General features: G+C 72.0%; 16 protein-coding genes. 6 read left to right on the top strand and 10 right to left on the bottom strand.

What is annotated here, in order from left to right:
- Window positions 1-300 precede the first annotated feature (300 nt).
- The 5 genes from OIE69_RS26890 to OIE69_RS26910 all read left to right on the top strand — a co-directional run bounded on the left by OIE69_RS26890 (window position 301) and on the right by OIE69_RS26910 (window position 5,642).
- Window positions 301-849, top strand: a complete 549-nt coding sequence (locus OIE69_RS26890; protein WP_326576305.1) for a hypothetical protein — start codon at window positions 301-303, stop codon at window positions 847-849.
- 40 nt (window positions 850-889) lie between these two features.
- On the top strand, window positions 890-1,693 hold the full coding sequence (locus tag OIE69_RS26895; RefSeq protein WP_326576307.1) for an EI24 domain-containing protein: 804 nt from the start codon (window positions 890-892) through the stop codon (window positions 1,691-1,693).
- An 84-nt stretch (window positions 1,694-1,777) separates the two neighbouring features.
- Window positions 1,778-2,533: a class I SAM-dependent methyltransferase gene (locus tag OIE69_RS26900; protein WP_326576309.1), complete on the top strand. Its 756-nt coding sequence runs from the start codon at window positions 1,778-1,780 to the stop codon at window positions 2,531-2,533.
- 110 nt (window positions 2,534-2,643) lie between these two features.
- A complete protein-coding gene (locus OIE69_RS26905) occupies window positions 2,644-3,843 on the top strand; it encodes a pyroglutamyl peptidase (protein ID WP_326581427.1) in 1,200 nt (399 codons plus the stop codon).
- A gap of 239 nt (window positions 3,844-4,082) precedes the next feature.
- On the top strand, window positions 4,083-5,642 hold the full coding sequence (locus tag OIE69_RS26910; protein ID WP_326576311.1) for a pyridoxal phosphate-dependent aminotransferase: 1,560 nt from the start codon (window positions 4,083-4,085) through the stop codon (window positions 5,640-5,642).
- 51 nt (window positions 5,643-5,693) lie between these two features.
- Here OIE69_RS26910 and OIE69_RS26915 read toward each other — a convergent pair whose 3' ends face one another.
- The 9 genes from OIE69_RS26915 to OIE69_RS26955 all read right to left on the bottom strand — a co-directional run bounded on the left by OIE69_RS26915 (window position 5,694) and on the right by OIE69_RS26955 (window position 16,573).
- A complete protein-coding gene (locus OIE69_RS26915) occupies window positions 5,694-6,686 on the bottom strand; it encodes a hypothetical protein (RefSeq protein WP_326576313.1) in 993 nt (330 codons plus the stop codon).
- Window positions 6,687-6,900: 214 nt separating this feature from the next.
- Window positions 6,901-8,082, bottom strand: coding sequence for an aldose epimerase family protein (locus OIE69_RS26920; RefSeq protein ID WP_392567682.1), 1,182 nt, complete (start codon window positions 8,080-8,082; stop codon window positions 6,901-6,903).
- Window positions 8,083-8,124: 42 nt separating this feature from the next.
- The gene (gene mmsB / locus OIE69_RS26925; RefSeq protein WP_326576317.1) at window positions 8,125-9,384 is read right to left on the bottom strand and encodes a multiple monosaccharide ABC transporter permease; all 1,260 of its coding nucleotides are present in this window, start codon (window positions 9,382-9,384) and stop codon (window positions 8,125-8,127) included.
- 1 nt (window position 9,385) lies between these two features.
- A complete protein-coding gene (gene mmsA, locus OIE69_RS26930; RefSeq protein ID WP_326576319.1) occupies window positions 9,386-10,936 on the bottom strand; it encodes a multiple monosaccharide ABC transporter ATP-binding protein in 1,551 nt (516 codons plus the stop codon).
- 66 nt (window positions 10,937-11,002) lie between these two features.
- Window positions 11,003-12,124, bottom strand: coding sequence for a multiple monosaccharide ABC transporter substrate-binding protein (gene chvE, locus OIE69_RS26935; RefSeq protein WP_326576321.1), 1,122 nt, complete (start codon window positions 12,122-12,124; stop codon window positions 11,003-11,005).
- Between the two features lie 6 nt (window positions 12,125-12,130).
- Window positions 12,131-13,177 (bottom strand): hypothetical protein, encoded by a 1,047-nt coding sequence (locus tag OIE69_RS26940; protein WP_326576323.1) that lies wholly within the window; start codon window positions 13,175-13,177, stop codon window positions 12,131-12,133.
- Between the two features lie 103 nt (window positions 13,178-13,280).
- On the bottom strand, window positions 13,281-14,303 hold the full coding sequence (locus OIE69_RS26945; protein ID WP_326576325.1) for a zinc-dependent alcohol dehydrogenase: 1,023 nt from the start codon (window positions 14,301-14,303) through the stop codon (window positions 13,281-13,283).
- Window positions 14,300-15,460: a mandelate racemase/muconate lactonizing enzyme family protein gene (locus OIE69_RS26950; RefSeq protein WP_326576327.1), complete on the bottom strand. Its 1,161-nt coding sequence runs from the start codon at window positions 15,458-15,460 to the stop codon at window positions 14,300-14,302. The genes OIE69_RS26945 and OIE69_RS26950 overlap by 4 nt, the downstream gene beginning before the upstream one ends.
- Window positions 15,461-15,664: 204 nt before the next feature.
- Window positions 15,665-16,573: an SGNH/GDSL hydrolase family protein gene (locus tag OIE69_RS26955; RefSeq protein ID WP_326576328.1), complete on the bottom strand. Its 909-nt coding sequence runs from the start codon at window positions 16,571-16,573 to the stop codon at window positions 15,665-15,667.
- A gap of 236 nt (window positions 16,574-16,809) precedes the next feature.
- Between OIE69_RS26955 and OIE69_RS26960 the strand changes: the two genes are divergently transcribed.
- On the top strand, window positions 16,810-17,304 hold the full coding sequence (locus OIE69_RS26960) for a DUF3145 domain-containing protein (RefSeq protein ID WP_326576329.1): 495 nt from the start codon (window positions 16,810-16,812) through the stop codon (window positions 17,302-17,304).
- On the opposite strand, the gene OIE69_RS26965 is transcribed toward OIE69_RS26960, so the two are convergent.
- Window positions 17,292-19,427, bottom strand: coding sequence for an MMPL family transporter (locus OIE69_RS26965; RefSeq protein WP_326576331.1), 2,136 nt, complete (start codon window positions 19,425-19,427; stop codon window positions 17,292-17,294). The genes OIE69_RS26960 and OIE69_RS26965 overlap by 13 nt on opposite strands.
- Between the last annotated feature and the right edge of the window lie 93 nt (window positions 19,428-19,520).

Raw genomic sequence — 19,520 nt, forward strand, 5'->3', positions numbered from 1 at the left:
CCGGGTTCGTCGCGCGCCGGCGCGGGGCGGACGTGCGGCGTTGCCATCGTGGTCGTGGGGCGCCGCCTCCCGGCCGGTGCCGGGCCGTGAACACCGTCCCGTGCGTCGTGGGTGGCGCCCGACTCCGCGTCCGGGAAGCCCTGCGGCCCTCCCGGGGACGTCCGCCGCTCGGTGACGGTTCGTCAGGCGCCGCGCCGGGGCGGTCCCCCGGGCGGACCCCGCCCGATTGCGGGCCGGGTGCCGTGACGTGACGCTCGTGCCAATGGCGCCCCACTCCAGGCGTCCACCCGAGGAGCAGCGATGACGGCACGAACGCGCATCCGTCCGGTCCTGGCCGGCGCGGCACTCCTCCTGGCCGGCGCGTCCGTGCTGCCGACCGGCTTCGCGCGGGCCGGCGAACCGCCCGCGCCCGCCGTCACCGGCTGCTCGGTCAACGACCGGCCGGTCACCGGCGCCGCCGTCACCGGCACCGAGGGCTTCGACGAGATCGACTGCGCGCACGGCGTCCCCGCCGGCGTGGTGGTCGCCGGGGGCGGCGGTGTCGACGTCATCACCGTCCACGGCGGCAACGCGGGGACCGTCGACGGCGGCGGCGGGGCCGACATGATCGAGATCAGCGGCGCGAACAGCGGGCTCGTCACCGGAGGCGACGGAGGCGACCTCGTCGACCTGATCGGCGACGCCGACGCCAACTCCGGCACCGTCAGCGGCGGGCCGGGCGACGACGTGCTCTTCCTGAGGGCCGAGGACATCGCCGGCACCGGCGTCGTGACCGGTGGCACGGGCTCCGACGTCTGCCTCTTCGACCCGGACCCCTCGGGCCTCCGGGACTGCGAGGTCATGGTCTGAGCCGTCCCCGGCCGCCCGCGGTTCGCATACTCTGTCGCGCATGCGAGATCTTGCCTCCGGTATACGGCTCTTCGTGGACGGCCAGCGCTGGGTGCTCCGGCACGGCCGCTGGTTCGGCTTCGGGATGCTGCCCGCGCTGATCACCCTCGTCGGTTACGCGGCGGCACTGGTCGCCCTCGCCTTCTGGGCCGACGACGCGACGGCCTGGGCCACCCCCTTCGCCGACGACTGGGACTCGCCCTGGCGAGGCCTGTTCCGCGGACTGCTCACCGCGGTCGCCTTCGGCGGCGGCCTGCTGCTGGCGGTGATCTCCTTCACCGCGGTGACCCTCCTGGTCGGCCAGCCCTTCTACGAGTCCCTGGCCGAGCGCGTCGACGTCTCCGAGGGCGGCGCCCCGGACGGGCCCGACCTCCCGCTGTGGCGGGAGTTGCTGCAGTCCGCCCGGGACAGCCTGCGGGTGCTGGTCCGGGTCGCGATCTGGGGCGTGCTGCTCTTCGCCGCCGGCTTCGTCCCCGTCGTCGGCCAGACCGTCGTCCCCGCGATCGGCTTCTGCGTCTCCGGCTACTTCCTCGCCCTCGAACTCACCGGCGTGGCCTTCCAGCGCCGGGAGGTGCCGCTGCGGGAGCGGATGCGCATACTGCGCGGCCGGATGGCGCTCACGCTCGGGTTCGGGGTGCCCCTGATCCTGTGCTTCCTGGTGCCGCTGGTCTCCGTCCTGCTCATGCCCGGCGCGGTGGCCGGCGCCACGCTTCTGGCGCGGTCCGTGATGCCGCCGCAGGGAGCCCCGGAGACGCAGCCGGAGTCCGGTGCGCCCGTGGCGCCGCTGGACTTCCGCAAGCCGTAGCCACCGGAGGCGACCGGAGGGAACCATTCCGCACCCGTCGTGTGACCTATGTACGGGGACGAGCACGCGAGGGGGAGGCGCGCCATGGCGCAGCGCACCAACCAGTACGACGACAACCCGCAGAGCTACCGCACCTACTGGGTGAGCCGCGGCTACGAACACGACGCCGAGGTGGCCGCGTTGCGCCGGCTGCTCGAAGGGCGGCACTTCGGCCACGCGGCCGACGTCGGCGGCGGCTACGGCCGGCTCGTGCCCGTGCTGCGGGAGTTCGCCGACCGGGTCACGCTGGTGGACGCGAGCCGCAAGCAGCTGAACGACGCGGAGGTGTACCTCAAGGGGCTCGCCGGGGTGAGCATGCGGCTGATGAGCGCCGACGGCCTCGGCCTGCACTCCGCGAGCGTGGACCTGGTCACCCTCATCCGCGTCATGCACCACCTGCCGGACCCGCGGGCAGCACTGGCGGAGATCGCCCGGGTGCTGCGCCCGGGCGGCACCGCCGTCGTCGAGACCGCCAACCTCGCGCACGCCGCCAACCGGCTGCGCTACGCGGCGCACCGCCGGCGGGTGCCGCTGTCGCCGGTGGACATCCGCTCGGCGGAGAACCGCGAGCGCGACAGCATCCCGTTCGTCAACCACCACCCGCGCACGGTCGCCGGGCAACTGGAGGCCGCGGGGCTGCACGTGGAGCGGCGGCTGTCGGTGTCCAACCTGCGCAGCACGCGGCTGAAGCGGGTGGTCCCGCACTCGGCGCTGGTGAGGGCCGAGGGCGCGCTGCAGTCCCCGCTGGCCCGCGTGGGGTTCGGGCCGAGCATCTTCTTCCTCGTCCGCAAGCCGGCCTAGGCCTGGCACGGTCGGGCACGGCCTGGCGCCCGGGCCCCTGGCGGAGAGGGGCTCCGGTGCGGCATGCTCCGGGCGCCGACCCGTACCCGACCGACCGGAGGTTCCCCGCGATGCGGCTGCCGCTCCACCCCGGCGTGCCCGCCGACGTCCCGCCGCCGACAGGCGAGGAAGTGCGCCTGGAGCAGGCGGTGCCGCGGGAGATCCTGCGCCGCAGCGGCTTCCACGCCGCGGCTCCCCGGTTCGCCCGGGCGCTGGCGGAGGCCCACGACCCGGCCGAGGCCGCCAGGACCGTACGGCGGCACGGGCGCGCCCTGTGGCGGGCCGCCGTGGACCGGGCCCAGGGCCGCGGGCCGGTGGAGGGCGACCTGGGTCACGACGACGACCGGCCGCTGTACTGGGCCCGGCTCGCCCTCGGCAGGGAACTGCGGGGGTGGGAACCGGCGTTCAGGCTGTCCGCCGCCGTCCGCGCGGCGCTGGCGGCCCGCCTGGAGCGTGCCTCGCGGGGGCAGGACGCCGTCCGGCCGCCCGTGGCCGAGGGCGTTCGGCGCATCCTGCTGACCGGCTTCGACCCCTTCCGGCTGGACGCCGACATACGCCGCAGCAATCCCTCCGGGGCCGCTGCGCTCGCCCTGGACGGCGTCACGCTGGAGACCGCCGCGGGCCCGGCCCGCGTCGAGACCGTCGTCTTCCCGGTGCGCTGGGGCGACTTCGCCGACGGCACGGTCGAACGCGTGCTGCGCCCCCGGTTCCGGCCCGGCCCGCGTCGTGTCGACCTCTTCGCCACCGTCAGCCAGGGCCGGGACGGACGCTTCGACCTCGAACGCTTCAACGGCGCCTGGCGCGGCGGCCACCCCGACAACGCGGGCCTGTCCGTCACCGGCCCGGTCCCCGTCGCCGCCCCCGGCCGGCAGCCGCAGTGGACGGCGTCCACCCTGCCGTACGCGGCGATCGCCGCCGCCGGGACCGGTGCCTTCCCGGTGCACGACCGCACCACCGTCACCGAGGTGCCCGCCGGGGCCACCGCCCCCGTCACCCGTGACGGCGGCCCGACGGCCGGTTCCGCCGCCCGCGCCGGGGGCGGCGGCGACTACCTCTCCAACGAGATCGCCTACCGGGCCACCCTGCTCCGGGACAGGCTCGCGCTGCCCGCCCCGGGCGGCCATGTCCACACCCCGGTGCTCCACTTCGGCCCCGGCAACACCGAACCGGCCACCGGCACGGTCACCGACCCCGCCTTCGTCGCCCAGCGGCTCGCGGTCACCGCCCAGATCCGCGCCCTGCTCGTCGCGGCCGCGGGCACCCTCGGCTGAGAGGGACACGCCGCCCCGCTCCCGCCGTCGGTGTCCGCGGGAAGGGGCGGCGGTCACTGAACGGAAGCGCGTCCGGGCCCGTATGAGACGCGGGAAGGCCGCAAGATAGCCGAACCGCGCACCACTTGTCCCACGATCAACCCACATGTACTAGATGTGAGGAATGTGTGACAAGGTCGTGCGGGCAAGGGGAAGCGGGCCGCCGCGGCGCGGCCCCCGTGATCGAGGGAGGTTCTGCCGTGACCGTCGCTGTCGGCGTCACCGGTAATGCCACCGAGTTGTTCCGCGCCAACACCGCGCACAGTCCCTCGTACTTCGCGCTGCGCCGCGCCGCCGGCGGCCTGTCGCCCTCCGGCGGAGGGCGCGACATCGTCGACTTCTGCATCCCGTGCAACCCGTACTTCCCGAGCCCGGCCATGTACGAGAAGCTCCAGGAGTCGATGCGGGACATCCTCACCTACTACCCGAGCAGCACGGACGTCATCACCAACGAGCTGTGCTCGCTGCTCGGTCTCAACCCGCAGACCGTGGCCATGGGCAACGGCTCCACCGAGCTGATCACGTGGATCGACCACCTGCTGGTCCGCGAGAGCCTGGCGATCCCCATACCGACCTTCGGCCGCTGGACCGACCAGCCGATGGAGACCGGCAAGCGCGTCGACATGTTCCTCCTCCCGGAGGCCGCCGGATTCGCCCTCGACCCGGCGGCCTTCGTCGCGTTCGTCCGCGCCCGCGGCTCCCGTACGGCCGTGATCTGCAACCCCAACAACCCCGACGGCGGCTTCCTCCCCAAGCACGCCGTCGTGGCGCTCATGGACGCCCTGTCCGACCTCGACCTCGTCGTGATCGACGAGTCGTTCCTCGACTTCAGCGACGCCGAGGCCTGGCCGAGCGTCGCCGACGAGGCCGTCCTGCGGCCCAACGTGATCGTCCTGCGCAGCCTCGGCAAGAACTTCGGCCTGCACGGCATCCGCTTCGGCTACCTGGTCGCCAATCCGGCGCTGGCCGGGAAGGTCCGCCGCATGCTGCCGAAGTGGAACCTCAACTCCTTCGCCGAGGCGGTGGTCTTCATGCTCAAGGACCACCGCGAGGAGTACGCGCAGAGCCTGCGCATGGTCTCCCGCGACCGCCAGGAGATGACCTGGCAGCTCGCGGCGCTGCCGGGGCTCACCGTCTACCCGTCGCAGGGCAACTTCGTCTTCGTCAAGCTCCCCGACGGCGTCGACGGCGCCGTGCTGCGCGACCGGCTGCTGGCCGAGCACGGGGTGCTGGTCCGCGAGTGCGGCAACAAGCTGGGCAGCAGCAGCCGTTTCATGCGGCTGGTGGTCCGCCCCCAGGCCGACGTCCAGCGGCTGCTCACCGGGCTGAGCACGGTGCTGTACGGCAGCACCTGGTACGCCGCACCCGCACCCGCGGCTGCCGCGCCCGTCCAGGAGCAGCCCCCACCGCCCCCGCAGCCCGCGCCGCAGCAGCTGCCGCAGATCCAGCCCGCCCCGCCGCCGCAGCCGCTCCCGCAGATCCAGCAGGCCCCACCGCCCCAGCCGCTGTACGAGCAGCCCTTCGCGCCGCCCCCGGCGCCGCCGCAGCCGGTCTACGAGGTCAGACGCGAGCCGCAGCCGCAGCCGCAGCCTCAGGTCCAGCCTCAGCCTCAGCCCCAGGTACAGCCGCAGTTCCAGCCGCGGGCCGAGGGGCCCGCCACGGACATGTACCCCGCGCTGGCCGCCGAGGTCCCGCCGGCCTTCGCGGCGGTGCCGTCAGGCACCCCGCGGCCGGCCCTGTACTGGCAGGACGCCTCCTGACGCACCGCGCCCGCGCGGGCCGGTCGCTCACCGGCCGGCGCGGGCGCGGGGTCACCTGGCCGAGCGGAACGAGCGGCTTTCCAGGGTCTTCCACTCCCCGCACGAGCTCTGTTTGCCGCGGGTCTCGTGGATGGTGCAGTGCGTCTCGACCACCCGGCCGTCCCGGGTGATCGCCTTGACCCACACGCCGGAGCCGACGGAGGTCACCGTGGCCCCGCAGACGCCGCGCGGGTAGCCCCGGTTGCCGCTGAGGGAGTGCCACACGAAGCGCCCGCGGGGAAGGGTGCGGCCGCCGATGAAGATCCGGCCCTCGAACACCGCGACGGAGATCTCCTGGTCGTTCTTGCGGAGGGTCGAGTCGATGCTGACGCAGTCGCCCTCGCGGCCGCCACGTGCGTCGCCCTGCTCGTCCCGGCGTCCGTCGTCGCGGTTCCCGCCCTGGTTGCCGCCCTGGTCACCGCGCTGGTTGCCGCCCTGGTTGCCGCCCTGGTCACCGCCCTGGTTGCCGCCCTGGTCACCGCGCTGGTTGCCGCCCTGGTCACCGCCCTGGTCACCGCGCTGGTTGCCGCCCTGGTCGCGGCCCTGGTCGCCGCGCTGGTTGCCGCCCTGGTCGCGGCCCTGGTCGCCGCGGTCGTCCCGGCCCTGGTCGCCCTGGTCCCGGCCCTCGTCGCCGCGCTCGTTCTCGACCTCGTCCGGCCCGTTGTCGCCCCGGTCGGTCTCCCGCTCGCCCCGCTGGTCCGTGCGCTCCCCGCCGTCCCCGCCGTCCGCGCCGTTCTCGTCGCGGGCCTCCTGCTCGCGGCCGCCGTCCTCACCCTCCTCCCCCTCATCCTCGTCGTCGTCGGCGGCGACGCTCCGCGTGACGGGCGGCCGGGGGTCGTTCACGGCCGCCCTCGTGCCGGCCGCCGTGGTCACGGTGCCGGGGGTCGTGGCGAGCACGGGCGCCGACACCGCGGCCGCGGCGACGGCGAGCGGCAGGACCACGCCGGTCAGCCGTCCGTACCGCCGGAACCTGCGCGGCGAAGACGGCCTGCCGTCAGGACTCATGGGGGACTCCTCGTCGAATGCGAAAGCCGCAGGGCTTGATCGACGGGATGCGTACCCCCCGGCGCGCGGACTCTGTGCCGCTGTCATTCCGGTGGCCCAGAACATTCCCGTACGGCCGAGGGGGTGTTCACCCGTAGCCGGTCCCGGAGTCGACAGGCGGGGGCGCCCGGGAGACAATCCCGGCCGCCCCCGCCCGCGGGGAGGGTGGCGCCGCTCAGTGGGTGTCGAAGGAGTGCACGGTGGTGGAGCGGTAGGTCTGCCCCGGCCGCAGGACCGTCGACGGGAACGAGGGCTGGTTGGGGGAGTCCGGGAAGTGCTGGGTCTCCAGGCAGAAGCCGTCGCCCTGCCGGTAGACCCGGCCCGAGGAGCCGGCGAACGCACCGGTCAGGAAGTTGCCCGTGTAGAACTGCACACCGGGCTCGGTGGTGGCGATCCGCATGACCCGGCCGGAGACGGGCTCGGTGACCGTCACGATGTGCTCGGGCGCGGCCGTGCGGCCCTTGTCGAGCACGAAGTTGTGGTCGATGCCCTGGCCGTACAGGATCTGCTGGTGCGCGGAGCGGATGTCGCGGCCGATCGTCTTCGCCGAGCGGAAGTCGAACGGGGTGCCCGCGACGGGCGCCAGTTCACCGGTGGGGATCAGGGTGGAGCCGACCGGGGTGTAGCGCCGGGCGGCGATCTGGACCTCGTGGTCGTAGATGCCGCCGTCGCCCTCGCCGCGCAGGTTGAAGTAGGTGTGGTTGGTGAGGTTGACGACCGTCGCCTTGTCGGTGGTGGCGGTGTAGTCGATCCGCCACCGGGCGTCGGCGGTCAGGGTGTAGACGACCTTGACCTTCAGCGTGCCCGGGTAGCCCATCTCGCCGTCCGCGCTGGTGTAGCGCAGCACCAGACCGGCGTCCGAGCCCGCCTTGAAGCCCTCGACCGCCCAGACCCGCTTGTCGAAGCCCCGGTCGCCGCCGTGCAGACTGTTCGGGCCGTCGTTGACGGGCAGCTGGTGGGTGCGGCCGTCCAGGGTGAACTTCCCGCCCGCGATGCGGTTGCCGTAGCGACCGATCAGCGCGCCGAAGTACGGGCTGCTCGCCACGTAGCCGGCCAGGTCGTCGAATCCGAGGGACACGTTGACGCGGCGGCCGCGCCGGTCGGGCAGCTCCAAGGTCTGGACGATGCCGCCGTACGAGAGCACCTTGAGGGTGATCCCGCCGTTGCTGACCGTCCAGATGTCGACCTTGGTGCCGTCCTCCAGGGTCCCGAAGTGTTCCTTGCTCACCTTGCTCCTGCCCGCGGGCCTGTGCCTGGCGTCGGCGGTCTGCCGCGCCGTGGCGGCCTCCCCGGCCGCCCAGGCGTTCGTCCCGCCGATCGCGGGCGCGACCGCCCCGAGTGCCGCGCCCGCGATCAATGTACGTCTGTTCACTTGCGGCTCCTTCTGTAGGTAGCTGCTTTACGAACCGACCTTGCGCTTGTTCCAGACGTCGAAGCCGACCGCGGCCAGGAGCACCAGACCCTTGATGACCTGCTGGTAGTCCGTGCCGATGCCGACCAGCGACATCCCGTTGTTGAGCACCCCGAGCACCAGGCCGCCGATGATGGCGCCCAGCACCGTGCCGACGCCGCCGGTCGCGGAGGCACCGCCGATGAAGGCGGCCGCGATGGCCTCGAGCTCGAAGTTGATGCCGGCCTGCGGGACGCCGGCGTTCAGCCGCGCCGCGTAGACCAGTCCGGCGAGGGCGGCGAGCACGCCCATGTTCACGAAGACCAGGAAGACGACCCGCTTGTCCTTGACACCGGAGAGCTTGGCCGCCGCCTGGTTGCCGCCGAGCGCGTACACGTGGCGTCCGATCACCGCGTTGCGCATCACGAAGCCGAAGACGATGAGCAGCCCGGCGAGGATGAGCAGCACGATCGGCACGCCGTGGTAGCTGGCGAGGGTCATGGTGAAGGCGACGCAGCACGCGATGATGGCGAGCAGCTTCAGCAGGAAGAAGTTGCGCGGCAGCACGTCCAGGTCGTACGCCAGCTGCTGGCGGCGGTCGCGGATCTCCTGGACGACGGCGATCGCGATCACCACGAGACCGATGAGCAGCGTCAGGTTGTGGTAGTTGGTGTGCGGTCCGACCTCGGGCAGGAAGCCGTTGCCGATCTTCTGGAAGCCGCGGGGGAAGGGCGAGATGGACTGGCCCTCCAGGAAGATCTGGGTGCCGCCGCGGAAGAGCAGCATGCCGGCCAGGGTCACGATGAACGACGGGATCCCGACGTACGCGATGAAGTACCCCTGCCAGGCGCCGGCGATCGCGCCGATGAGCAGGCAGGCGACCAGGGCGAGCGGCCACGGGACGTGATGGTGGATGATCATCACGGCGGCGGCCGCGCTGACGAAGGCCGCGAGCGAACCGACGGACAGGTCGATGTGGCCGGCGATGATCACGACCATCATGCCGATCGCCAGGATCAGGATGTAGCTGTTCTGGCCGATGAGGTTGGTGACGTTCTGCGGTTTGAGCAGGATGCCGCCGGACCATATCTGGAACAGCGCCGCGATCAGCACCAGCGCGATGATCATGCCGTACTGGCGCATGTTGCGCCGTGCCGCCTGCAGTAGGAGGCCGGCGGCTCCGGCCGCCGCGCCGCCGTCCTTGACGGCCGCGGCCGCGCCCCCGGCGGGCGGCGGAGGAGTCTTGTCGGTCTTCACCGGGCTGCCCATCTCAGTTACCTCGGTCCATGGTCATGTGGCGCATAAGCACTTCCTGCGTCGCGCTCTCGCGCGGGATCTCCCCGGTCAGCCGGCCCGCCGACATCGTGTAGATGCGGTCGCACATGCCGAGCAGTTCCGGCAGCTCGGAGGAGATGAAGACGACGGCCTTGCCCTGGGCCGCCAGGTCGTTGATGACCGTGTAGATCTCGTACTTGGCCCCGACGTCGATGCCCCGGGTGGGTTCGTCGAGGATGAGGACCTCCGGCCCGGCGAAGATCCACTTGCTCAGGACGACCTTCTGCTGGTTGCCGCCGCTCAGCTTGCCCGTGGTCTCGAAGACCGTCGGGGTCTTGATGTTCATCGTCGAGCGGAAGGACTCGGCGACGCGGGCCTCCTCGTGCTGGTTGACGACGCCGCGCTTGGCGACCTTGGACAGGGCGCTGAGCGAGATGTTGCGGCTGATGTCGTCGATGAGGTTCAGCCCGTAGTGCTTGCGGTCCTCGGTGACGTAGGCGATGCCGTGGCCGACCGCCTCCGGGACGGTGCGGGTGCGGATCTCCTTGCCGTCCAGGTAGACCCGGCCGCTGATGCCCCGGCCGTAGGAGCGGCCGAAGACGCTCATGGCCAGTTCGGTGCGGCCTGCCCCCATCAGCCCGGCGATGCCCACGATCTCGCCGCGCCGGACGTTGAGGGAGACCCCGTCGACCACCTTGCGCTGCTGGTCGATCGGGTGGTGCACCGTCCAGTCCTCGACGGCGAAGGCCACCTCGCCGATCTCCGGTTCCCGCTCGGGGAAGCGGTGGTCGAGGTCGCGGCCGACCATGCCGCGGATGATCCGCTCCTCGGTGACGGCCCTCCCGCCGTCCTCGTCGGTGGCCTTCATGTCGAGCGTCTCTATGGTCCGCCCGTCCCGCAGGATGGTGATGGAGTCGGCGACCCTGGCGATCTCGTTGAGCTTGTGCGAGATGATGATGCAGGAGATGCCGTGCTCCTTGAACTCCAGGATGAGGTCCAGGAGTTTGCGGCTGTCCTCGTCGTTCAGGGCGGCCGTCGGCTCGTCCAGGATCAGGAGCTTGACCTCCTTGGACAGCGCCTTGGCGATCTCGACGAGCTGCTGCTTGCCGACGCCGATGTCCGCCACACGGGTGCTCGGCTGGTCGGCCAGCCCGACCCGCTTGAGCAGCGAGCCCGCGTGCCGCAGCGTCTCGTTCCAGCTGATGACACCGCGTGTGGAGTGCTCGTTGCCGAGGAAGATGTTCTCGGCGATGGACAGGTAGGGCACCAGGGCGAGTTCCTGGTGGATGATCACGATGCCGCGCTGCTCGCTCGCGCGGATGTCGCGGAACTCGCAGGTCTCACCGCGGAAGAGGATCTCCCCTTCGTAACTGCCGTGCGGATAGACCCCGCTGAGCACCTTCATCAGGGTCGACTTGCCCGCACCGTTCTCACCGCAGATGGCGTGGACCTCGCCCTCGGCGACAGTCAGGGTGACGTCGGAGAGCGCCTTGACCCCTGGGAAGGTCTTGGTGATGGAGCGCATTTCGAGGACGGGTCCGGCCATTCCTGCTTTCCGTTCTCCTCGGGTGGTGGGAAGGGGAAGATCGTCGGTCGTGTACCGGCTCCGGGACTACTGGAGCTCGGACTCCTTGATGTAGCCGGAGTCGACGACGGCCTCCTTGTAGTTCGACTTGTCGACGCTCACCGGCGGCAGCAGGTAGGTCGGGACGACCTTGGTGCCGTTGTCGTAGGTCTTGGAGTCGTTGATCTCCGGCTTGCCGCCGGTCAGCACCGCGTTGCCCATCTGGACGGCGACCTTGGCCAGTTCGCGGGTGTCCTTGTAGACGGTCTGGGCCTGCTCGCCCGCGATGATCGACTTGATCGAGGCGACCTCGGCGTCCTGGCCCGTGACGATCGGCAGCGGCTTCTTGCCGGTGCCGTAGCTCACGCTCTTGAGCGCCGAGATGATGCCGCGGGAGATGCCGTCGTACGGGGAGAGCACCGCGTCCACGTCGTCGGACGTGTACGACTTGCTGAGCAGGTCGTCCATGCGGGCCTGGGCGGTGGCGCCGTCCCAGCGCAGGGTGGTGACCTGGTTGAGCTCGGTCTGGCCGCTCTTGACCACCAGCTGCTTCTTCTCGATGTACGGCTTGAGGGTGTCCATCGCGCCGTTGAAGAAGTACTTGGTGTTGTTGTCGTCGGGCGAGCCGGCGAAGAGCTCGATGTTGAAGGGGCCCTTCTTGCTGCCGTCCTTCAGGCCCAGCTTCTCGATGATGTAACCGGCCTGGAGCTCGCCGACCTTGTAGTTGTCGAAGGTCGCGTAGTAGTCGACGTTCTCCGAGCCCAGGATGAGGCGGTCGTAGGAGATCACCTTGATCCCGGCGTCGTGGGCCTGCTGCAGCACGTCGCTGAGGGCCGAGCCGTCGATGGCCGCGACGACCAGCAGCTTGTCACCCTTGGTGATCATGTTCTGGATCTGGGCGACCTGGTTCTCGACCTTGTCGTCGCCGTACTGCAGGTCGGTCTTGTAGCCCTGCTCCTTGAACTGCTTGACCATGTTGTCGCCGTCGGCGATCCAGCGCTCCGACGACTTGGTGGGCATGGCGATGCCGATGGTGCCCTTTTCCCCGTCCTTGCTGCCGCCGCCTCCGGTGTTGTCGCTCTGCCCGCAGGCGGTCGCGGTGGCGCCGAGGGCGAGGGTGGCCACCATCGCGGCGGCGGTGCGCAGACGTGCGGCTCTGGCGATGCGCATGGCTGATCAGATCCTTTCGGCGGCCAGGCGGGGGTCGGTCGCCTGGTCCGGGTCGGTCGCGATGTCCAGGGGGAAGCGGTGGAGCGGGCCCGGCAGCCGCGCGCCCAGCGGGGACTGCCCGCCGTCCGCGCCCAGCCGGGAGAGCAGGTCGAGCACAAGGCGGCCGCGCCGGACCCGCTCGCGGGCGGTCGACAGGGCGACCTCCCGCAGCTGGCGTCCGTACGGGTAGATGCCGGGGGCCTTGCTGAGCCCGAACTTGAGGTAGATCGGCGCGCCGCGGCGGATCAGCTCCGCCGCGTCGTAGAGCCGTACGAAGCCGCCGAGGTCGTCCGGGGCCTCGATGTAGAAGTCCATCGGCGCCCGGCTGACCCGGCGGATCTCGGTGATCTGCTGGAGGGTCAGGTCGGAGGGGATGTTGATGGAGTCGGCGCCCAGCCGCTCCCACACCGCGTAGGCCGCCGGGTTGACCGGGCCGACCAGCGCCGAGACCTTGAAGGTGGTGTCGGCCGGCAGCAGCCCCTGCCCCCGCAGCTGGTGCAGCAGCCACAGCACTCCCTCGTCCGCGACGAGCAGGCAGCGCACGCCCAGGGCGGCCGCCCGCAGCGCGTCCTCGACGCAGCCGGCCACCTGGTCGTGGCCGCGGGCCCGCAGGCCCCCGCCGCGGGAGTCGGTGCGGGTGGCGGCGCCGATGTCCCAGGTGCCACGGGGACCGGTGAACAGGCAGAGCTCGACGTCGCGTTCGGCGCACGCGGTGACCATCTCGGTGATCTCCGCGTCCGTCAGCATCCAGATGCCGCTGCCCTGGCTGATCCGGTGCACCGGCACCTCCAGCCGCTCGCTCTCCTCCAGCACGGTGGCCAGGGCCTCCGGGCCCTCCACGGAGGGGATCTCGGTGCGCCAGGTGCCGCCGTCGGGGAAGGAGTGCGGGGAGGAGTCGGCCGGGTCGTCCGCCGGCGCGCCGTGACCGAGGAGTGTGAGCGCGTACTGGCCCGGGTGACGGGGACCGGAGGTGGGACCGGCCGTGCCGGGGCTCGGGGTGGGTGCGTCGGTCACGGTGCTCCTTCGTTCTCGCCGTTCGAGATTTCGGACGACGTTCGGTTCATTGGGTGTGAGTGGGCACGGATGGGACATCGTGTGTCCGCCGCGCACGGAGCGGTCACGGACGCAGCAGCACCTTCCCCACCTTGGGATCCCGGCTCCCCAGCAGTTCCAGGGCGTCGGCGTACTCCTCCAGGGGCAGGTCGTGCGTGATCAGCGGTGCCGGGTCCAGGATTCCGGCGTCGAAGGCCCGTACGGTGTGGGCCCAGGCGGCGGGCGGCGCCCCGAAGACCGTGTGCACGGTCAGCTGGCGCACCACCAGGTCGGTGGGGTCGAGGCCGAGCGCCCCCGGTGCGGGGATGCCGGTCAGTGCCATCCGGCCGCCGCGGCGCAGCAGCCCCGCCGAGACGCGGGCCGCGGAGGCGGACCCGGCGGCCTCGACCACCAGGTCGTACTCCCCTTCGGTATCGGCCAGTTCGGCGGCCGTGCGGAACCGCGTGGCGCCGAACGAGGCGGCCAGCTCCTCGCGGACCCGACCGGTGCCCACCACCAGCAGCTCCGCCGGTGACACCGCGGCAAGGAACTGCACCGCCAGCATGCCGAGCGTGCCGGTGCCGACGACCGCCACCCGCTCGCCCGGCGCCGCCGGGGCCTTCAGCAGCGCCGCCGCCACGCACGCGGCCGGCTCCAGGAGCGCGGCGGTCCGCAGGTCGGCGGCGTCGTCCAGGACGTGCAGCAGCCGGGCGGGCAGGGTCAGGGTGTCCGCCATGGCACCGGGCTTCGTGAAGCCGGTCTCCTCGTACGGGGCGCTGCACAGCGTGGTCTCCCCGGCGTGGCAGCGCTCGCAGACCTGGCAGTTGCGGAAGCCCTCGCCGACGACCTTCCGGCCCACCAGCCCGTCGGTCACCCCGGCGCCGACCGCCTCCACCGTGCCGGACCACTCGTGGCCCGGGGTGACGGGGTAGCGGACGTACCCCTCAGGGCGGGTGCCGGCGTACATTTCCCGGTCGCTGCCGCAGATGCCCGCGGCGTGCACGCGGACCAGCGCCTCGCCCGGACCGGGCGGCACCGGTCCGGCCGGCGCGATCCGGTGCCGGCCGGGCCCGTCGAGGACGACGGCGCGGGGGGTGTGGACGGTCACTTCGCGCCCTTCGGCTTCCGGCGCTCCCAGCCCTCGGCCCACAGGTCGAAACGGGCCTGCTGCTGGGGGAACTCGGCGGCGGCGTCGACGTCGAGCTCGACACCGAGGCCCGGTGCGTCCGAGAGGGTGAAGCACCCGTCCTCGCCGACCACGGGGGCGCCCTTGACGACCTTCTTGATCTCGGAGTCCGCGAAGTCGTTGAAGTGCTCGAGGATCTTGAAGTTGGGGGTGCACCCGGCGAGCTGGAGGCTCGCGGCGGTGAGCACGGAGCCGCCGACGTTGTGCGGGGCGACCAGCACGTAGTGGGTCTCCGCGGTGGCGGCCAGCTTGCGGACCTCGTTGATGCCGCCGATGTGCCCGAGGTCGGGCTGGATGATGTCGGCGGCCTGCAGCTCGAACAGCTCGCGGAACTCGTAGCGGTCGTGGATGCGCTCGCCGGTCGCGATCGGCAGGTCCGTGTGGGCGGCCACCTTCGCCAGGGCCTTGAGGTTCTCCGGCGGCACCGGCTCCTCGATCCAGCTGGGCTTGAAGGGTGCCAGGTCCTTGGCGACGCGGATCGCGGTCGCCGGGCTGAACCGGCCGTGCATCTCCACCAGCAGCTCGGTCTCGGGGCCGATCGCGTCGCGCACGGCCTCGATGAGGGAGACGGAGTAGGCGGTCGCCGCGTGGTCGAGCTCGAAGTGGCCGGTGCCGAAGGGGTCGATCTTCAGCGCGCGGTAGCCCCGCTCCACCACGGCGGCGGCGGCCTTGTGGTAGGCCTCCGGGGTGCGCTCGGTGGTGTACCAGCCGTTGGCGTACGCCTTGACCTTCTCGTTCACCTTGCCGCCGAGCAGCTGCCACACGGGCACGCCGAGGGCCTTGCCCTTGATGTCCCAGCAGGCCATCTCGATGACGGCGATGCCGGACATGACGATCTCCCCGGCGCGCCCGTAGTCGCCGTACTTCATCCGGCGGACCAGGTCCTCGACCGCGAAGGGGTCCGAGCCGGCTATGTGGTTGGCCTCCGCCTCGTGGAGGTAGCCGAGCAACGCGTCGGTGTGGCCGAGCATGCGGGTCTCGCCGACGCCCGTGAGTCCCTCGTCGGTGTGGACGAGCACATAGGTGAGATTCCGCCAGGGAGTGCCGACCACATGGGTGCTGATGCCGGTGATGCGCACGGAAGTTCGCCCCTTACAGGGTGTCGTTCGAGATTTCGTCACACGTTCGAAATGTTGAAGGGAACGTAGTTACGGGCTCCCGGCGGTGTCAATGGGTGTGCCGGGGAGGTGACGGCGATGTTGCCGAAGTGAGTCCGTCCGCCCGTGGCGCGCACCGCGCCGTGTCCGAAACCCCGAACGAGGAGCCGGTCCTGCCGGCAGGGACTAGCGTCCGACCGCGCCCGGCCCGAAGGCCGCCGCGTAGACCAGTCGCGCCAGCTTGGCCTGACCCTCGGCGCTGGGGTGGAACCAGTCCCAGGGACTCAGCTCCTTTTGGGTGAACCGGTAGTCGAAGACCATGCCGCCGTCGTAGCGGCAGCGCTCGAGGCGCGCGCACTCCTGCCGCAGGACGTCGTTGTACGCCATCACCCTCTCGCGTACGGTCAGCCGCCGTTCGCGGGCGGCCGTGCTCATCGACTCCGCGTCGGAGAGCATCGACGGGCACAGGCCCAGCTTCCAGATCTGCCGCCCCAGCGCGTTCTGCCGGCCGACGTCCCACAGGCGCATCAGGTCGGGCACGCTCGCGACGAAGACCTGGGCCTTGGGCAGTTCGCGGTCGAGGGTCCGCAGGGCGGCGGAGAAATCCCGGCGGTACTCGGCCGCCGGGGTCATGCGGTCGGTGCTGCGCGCACACGCGTCGTTGGCCCCCATCAGGATCGTCACCTGCTGCGGCCGTCGTTCGACGGCCTTCTTCGCCTGTGCCGGCAGGTCGTGCATCTTGGCCCCGCTGGCCGCCAGGTTCCAACTCTTGGAGGCCGGCTTGTCCAGCAGGCGGGTGGCCACGCTCTCCACGGAGCGGCGGCTGCCGGTCGCCCAGGACAGGTCCGGACAGTCCGTCAGGATCCCGCAGGCGTCGAAGGCGCGGGTGATGGAGTCCCCGAGCGCGGCCAGCGAGGCGGGGGTGGTGTCCCACACCGCCGCGGGGCGCTTCGCCGCGTCCGCCCGTCCGGCGGCGCCGGCCTCGGTGCTGCCCGGGCCGTCCTTCGCCGAGCAGCCGGCCGCGAGTGCCGTCGTGAGCAGGGTGACCAGCGCGATCAGGGCGCCGCTGACCCCGCGCGAGAGCGACAGGCGCATCCGTTCTCCCTCGGACGAGTGGGTGACTTCTCGCTGATCCCGACAGTACGTCACTCGTCGCCTGACGCCGCGCGGTAGCTTTTTCCCTGACAGGTGGTGCGAAAGAGGTGATCCAAGGTCAGATCTTGTCTCATTCGTTATGATTAGTGCAGAATGTCCACTGCTGTCCCGGATGGCTCGGTTATGGGCATGAGGCCGCTGGGGAAGGCGTACCTCGTCCCACACTGGAGGTTCCGGTGACGACACGTGGAGTTCTGTACGTGCACTCCGCGCCACGCGCGCTGTGCCCGCACGTCGAGTGGGCCGTCGCGGGTGTGCTCGGCGTGCGCGTGAACCTGGACTGGATCCGCCAGCCCGCCTCGCCGGGCACCTGGCGGGCCGAGTTCTCCTGGCAGGCCCAACCCGGCACTGCCTCCAAGCTGGCGTCCGCGCTGCGCGGCTGGCACCTGCTGCGCTTCGAGGTCACCGCGGAGCCCTGCGCCGGTGCCGAGGGGGAGCGCTACAGCAGCACCCCCGACCTCGGCATCTTCCACGCCGTCACCGGCATCCACGGGGACATCCTCATCCCCGAGGACCGGTTGCGCGCCGCGCTCGCCCGCGCCCGCAAGGGCGAGGCCGACCTGGAGACGGAAGTCGCCAAGCTGCTCGGCAAGCCCTGGGACGACGAACTGGAGCCCTTCCGCTACGCGGGTGAGGGCGCCCCCGTGCGCTGGCTGCATCAGGTCGTCTGACGCTCCGCCACCCGCGGCGGATCCGCGGCGCCTTGCCGCGCCGGCGGCCCGTCGCCCCCGCGTGCCGCGGCACCCGGCCACCACACCTTCGGGCCGATGTCCCGTACCAGCGCGGGCAGCAGGAACGAGCGCACCAGCAGGGTGTCCAGCAGCACGCCGAAGGTCACGATGAACGCGATCTGCAGCAGGAAGGCCAGCGGGATCACGCCGAGCGCCGCGAAGGTCGCCGCGAGCACCACGCCCGCCGAGGTGATCACCCCTCCGGTGGCGGTCAGTCCGCGCAGGACGCCCTGCCGCGTGCCGTGGCGCAGCGTCTCCTCGCGGACCCGGGTCATCAGGAAGATGTTGTAGTCCACGCCCAGGGCGACCAGGAAGACGAAGCCGTACAGCGGCACCGAGGCGTCCGTCGCCGAGAAGCCGAACACGTGGCGGAAGACCAGCGCCGACACCCCCAGGGTGGCGGCGAAGTTGAGGCCCACCGTGGCGACCATGAGCAGCGGCAGCAGCAGGCTGCGCAGCAGCGCCGCCAGGATCACCAGGATGATCGCGAGGACGACCGGGACGACGAGCGTGCGGTCGCGCTCCGCGGTCCGCTGGGTGTCGAGCTGCTGGGCCGTGTACCCGCCGACCACCGCGTCGGCGCCGGGCACCGCGTGCACGGCCGTGCGCAGCCGCTGCACCGTGGCCTTGGCGGCGTCGCTGTCGGCGGCGTCCTGCAGCGTCACCTCCAGCAGGACCCGGCCGCCGGTGACGAGCGGCTCGCCCCCGCCGGGCCTTCCCGAGGCGGTGAGCGGGGCGACGGAGTCGACGCCGTCGGTGCCGGACGCGGCCCGGGTGACGGGGTCGAGCCGGTCCGCCTGCGCGATGACCACGGCGGGGTTGCCCGAACCACCGGGGAAGTGCTCGCCGAGGACGCGCTGGGCGGTCACCGAGGGGGCCTGGTGGACGAAGATCTCGTCCAGCGGCACGCCCCGGGCGGTCAGCGCGGGGGAGAAGGCCGCACAGCCCAGCAGCAGCGCCAGGCTCCCGGCCCAGACCCGGCGCGGCGCGCGGTCCACGAGGGCCGCGATCCGCCGCCAGACGCCCTCCCCCTCCGGACGCCTCTTCCGCGGCCTGGCGGGCCAGAAGGCGGCCCGGCCGAGCAGCAGCAGCGCCGCGGGCAGGAAGGTCAGGCTGCTCGCCACGGCACAGACGATCCCGACGGCGCCGACCGGGCCGAGGGCGCGGTTGTTGGTGAGGTCGCTGGCCAGCAGGGCGAGCAGGCCGAGGGCCACGGTCGCCGCGCTCGCCACGATCGCCCCGGCGGAGCGGCGCAGCGCGGCGCGCATCGCCGCGAACCGGTCGCCGCGGGTGGCGAGTTCCTCCCGGAAGCGGGCGGCGAGCAGCAGGGCGTAGTCGGTGGCCGCGCCGATGACGAGGATCGACAGGATGCCCTGGACCTGGCCGTCGACCCGGACGACGCCGTGGTCGGCCAGCACGTAGACCACCCCGCAGGCCAGGCCGAGCGAGAAGACCGAGCCGACGATGATGACCAGGGGCAGCAGCAGGGCGCGGTAGACCAGCAGCAGGATCGCGAGCACCACGCCGAGCGCGGTGAACAGCAGCAGTCCGTCGATGCCCGCGAAGGCCTCGCCCAGGTCGGTCTGCGAGGCCGCGGGTCCGGCGATGTGGGCGGTGGTCCCGCCGACGCGGGACGCGGTGTCCCGGATCCGGCCGACGGCGTCCCCGACGTCGCGGCCGAGGTCGGGGCGGAGCTGTACGACGCCCTGCAGGGCCAGGCCGTCGTCGGAGCGCAGCGCGGGGGAGGGGCGCCCGCTCACCCCCTCGGTGCCGGCGAGCGAGGCCAGCGCGGCCGTGGCGGCCCGCTGCTGGGCGTCGGTCACCCGGCCGCCGCCGGCGGTCCAGACGACGATCGCGGGCACGGTCCCGTTCCTGCTGAATGCCGTCCGTTCGGTGACGGCCCTCGTGGACTCGGCGCTGCGCGGCAGGAAGGCCGCCTGGTCGTTGGTGGAGACCTCGCCGAGCCTGCCGGCGTACGGGCCGAGGGTGCCCCCGATGCCCAGCCAGGCGACCAGCAGCACCACCGGCAGCAGCCATCGGACGGCGCGCGGCAGGGATGTCATCGCTCTCTCCCGTGGGGTGCGGAACCGGGGGATCTCCCCGTGAGGAAGGATATATCTCAGCGATTGAGTATCTTAATAATCGAGATTATTTAC

The organism is Actinacidiphila glaucinigra (assembly GCF_035918135.1).
In the GTDB taxonomy this organism is placed as follows: domain Bacteria; phylum Actinomycetota; class Actinomycetes; order Streptomycetales; family Streptomycetaceae; genus Actinacidiphila; species Actinacidiphila glaucinigra.

What these genes read in the sequence shown, in the direction of transcription:
- OIE69_RS26900 (WP_326576309.1), top strand. Translation starts at nt 1,778, where the DNA reads ATGGCGCAGCGCACCAACCAGTACGACGACAACCCGCAGAGCTACCGC.
- OIE69_RS26955 (WP_326576328.1), bottom strand. Translation starts at nt 16,573, where the DNA reads ATGCGCCTGTCGCTCTCGCGCGGGGTCAGCGGCGCCCTGATCGCGCTG.
- OIE69_RS26895 (WP_326576307.1), top strand. Translation starts at nt 890, where the DNA reads ATGCGAGATCTTGCCTCCGGTATACGGCTCTTCGTGGACGGCCAGCGC.
- OIE69_RS26965 (WP_326576331.1), bottom strand. Translation starts at nt 19,427, where the DNA reads ATGACATCCCTGCCGCGCGCCGTCCGATGGCTGCTGCCGGTGGTGCTG.
- OIE69_RS26905 (WP_326581427.1), top strand. Translation starts at nt 2,644, where the DNA reads ATGCGGCTGCCGCTCCACCCCGGCGTGCCCGCCGACGTCCCGCCGCCG.
- OIE69_RS26915 (WP_326576313.1), bottom strand. Translation starts at nt 6,686, where the DNA reads ATGAGTCCTGACGGCAGGCCGTCTTCGCCGCGCAGGTTCCGGCGGTAC.
- chvE (WP_326576321.1), bottom strand. Translation starts at nt 12,124, where the DNA reads ATGCGCATCGCCAGAGCCGCACGTCTGCGCACCGCCGCCGCGATGGTG.
- mmsA (WP_326576319.1), bottom strand. Translation starts at nt 10,936, where the DNA reads ATGGCCGGACCCGTCCTCGAAATGCGCTCCATCACCAAGACCTTCCCA.
- mmsB (WP_326576317.1), bottom strand. Translation starts at nt 9,384, where the DNA reads ATGGGCAGCCCGGTGAAGACCGACAAGACTCCTCCGCCGCCCGCCGGG.
- OIE69_RS26890 (WP_326576305.1), top strand. Translation starts at nt 301, where the DNA reads ATGACGGCACGAACGCGCATCCGTCCGGTCCTGGCCGGCGCGGCACTC.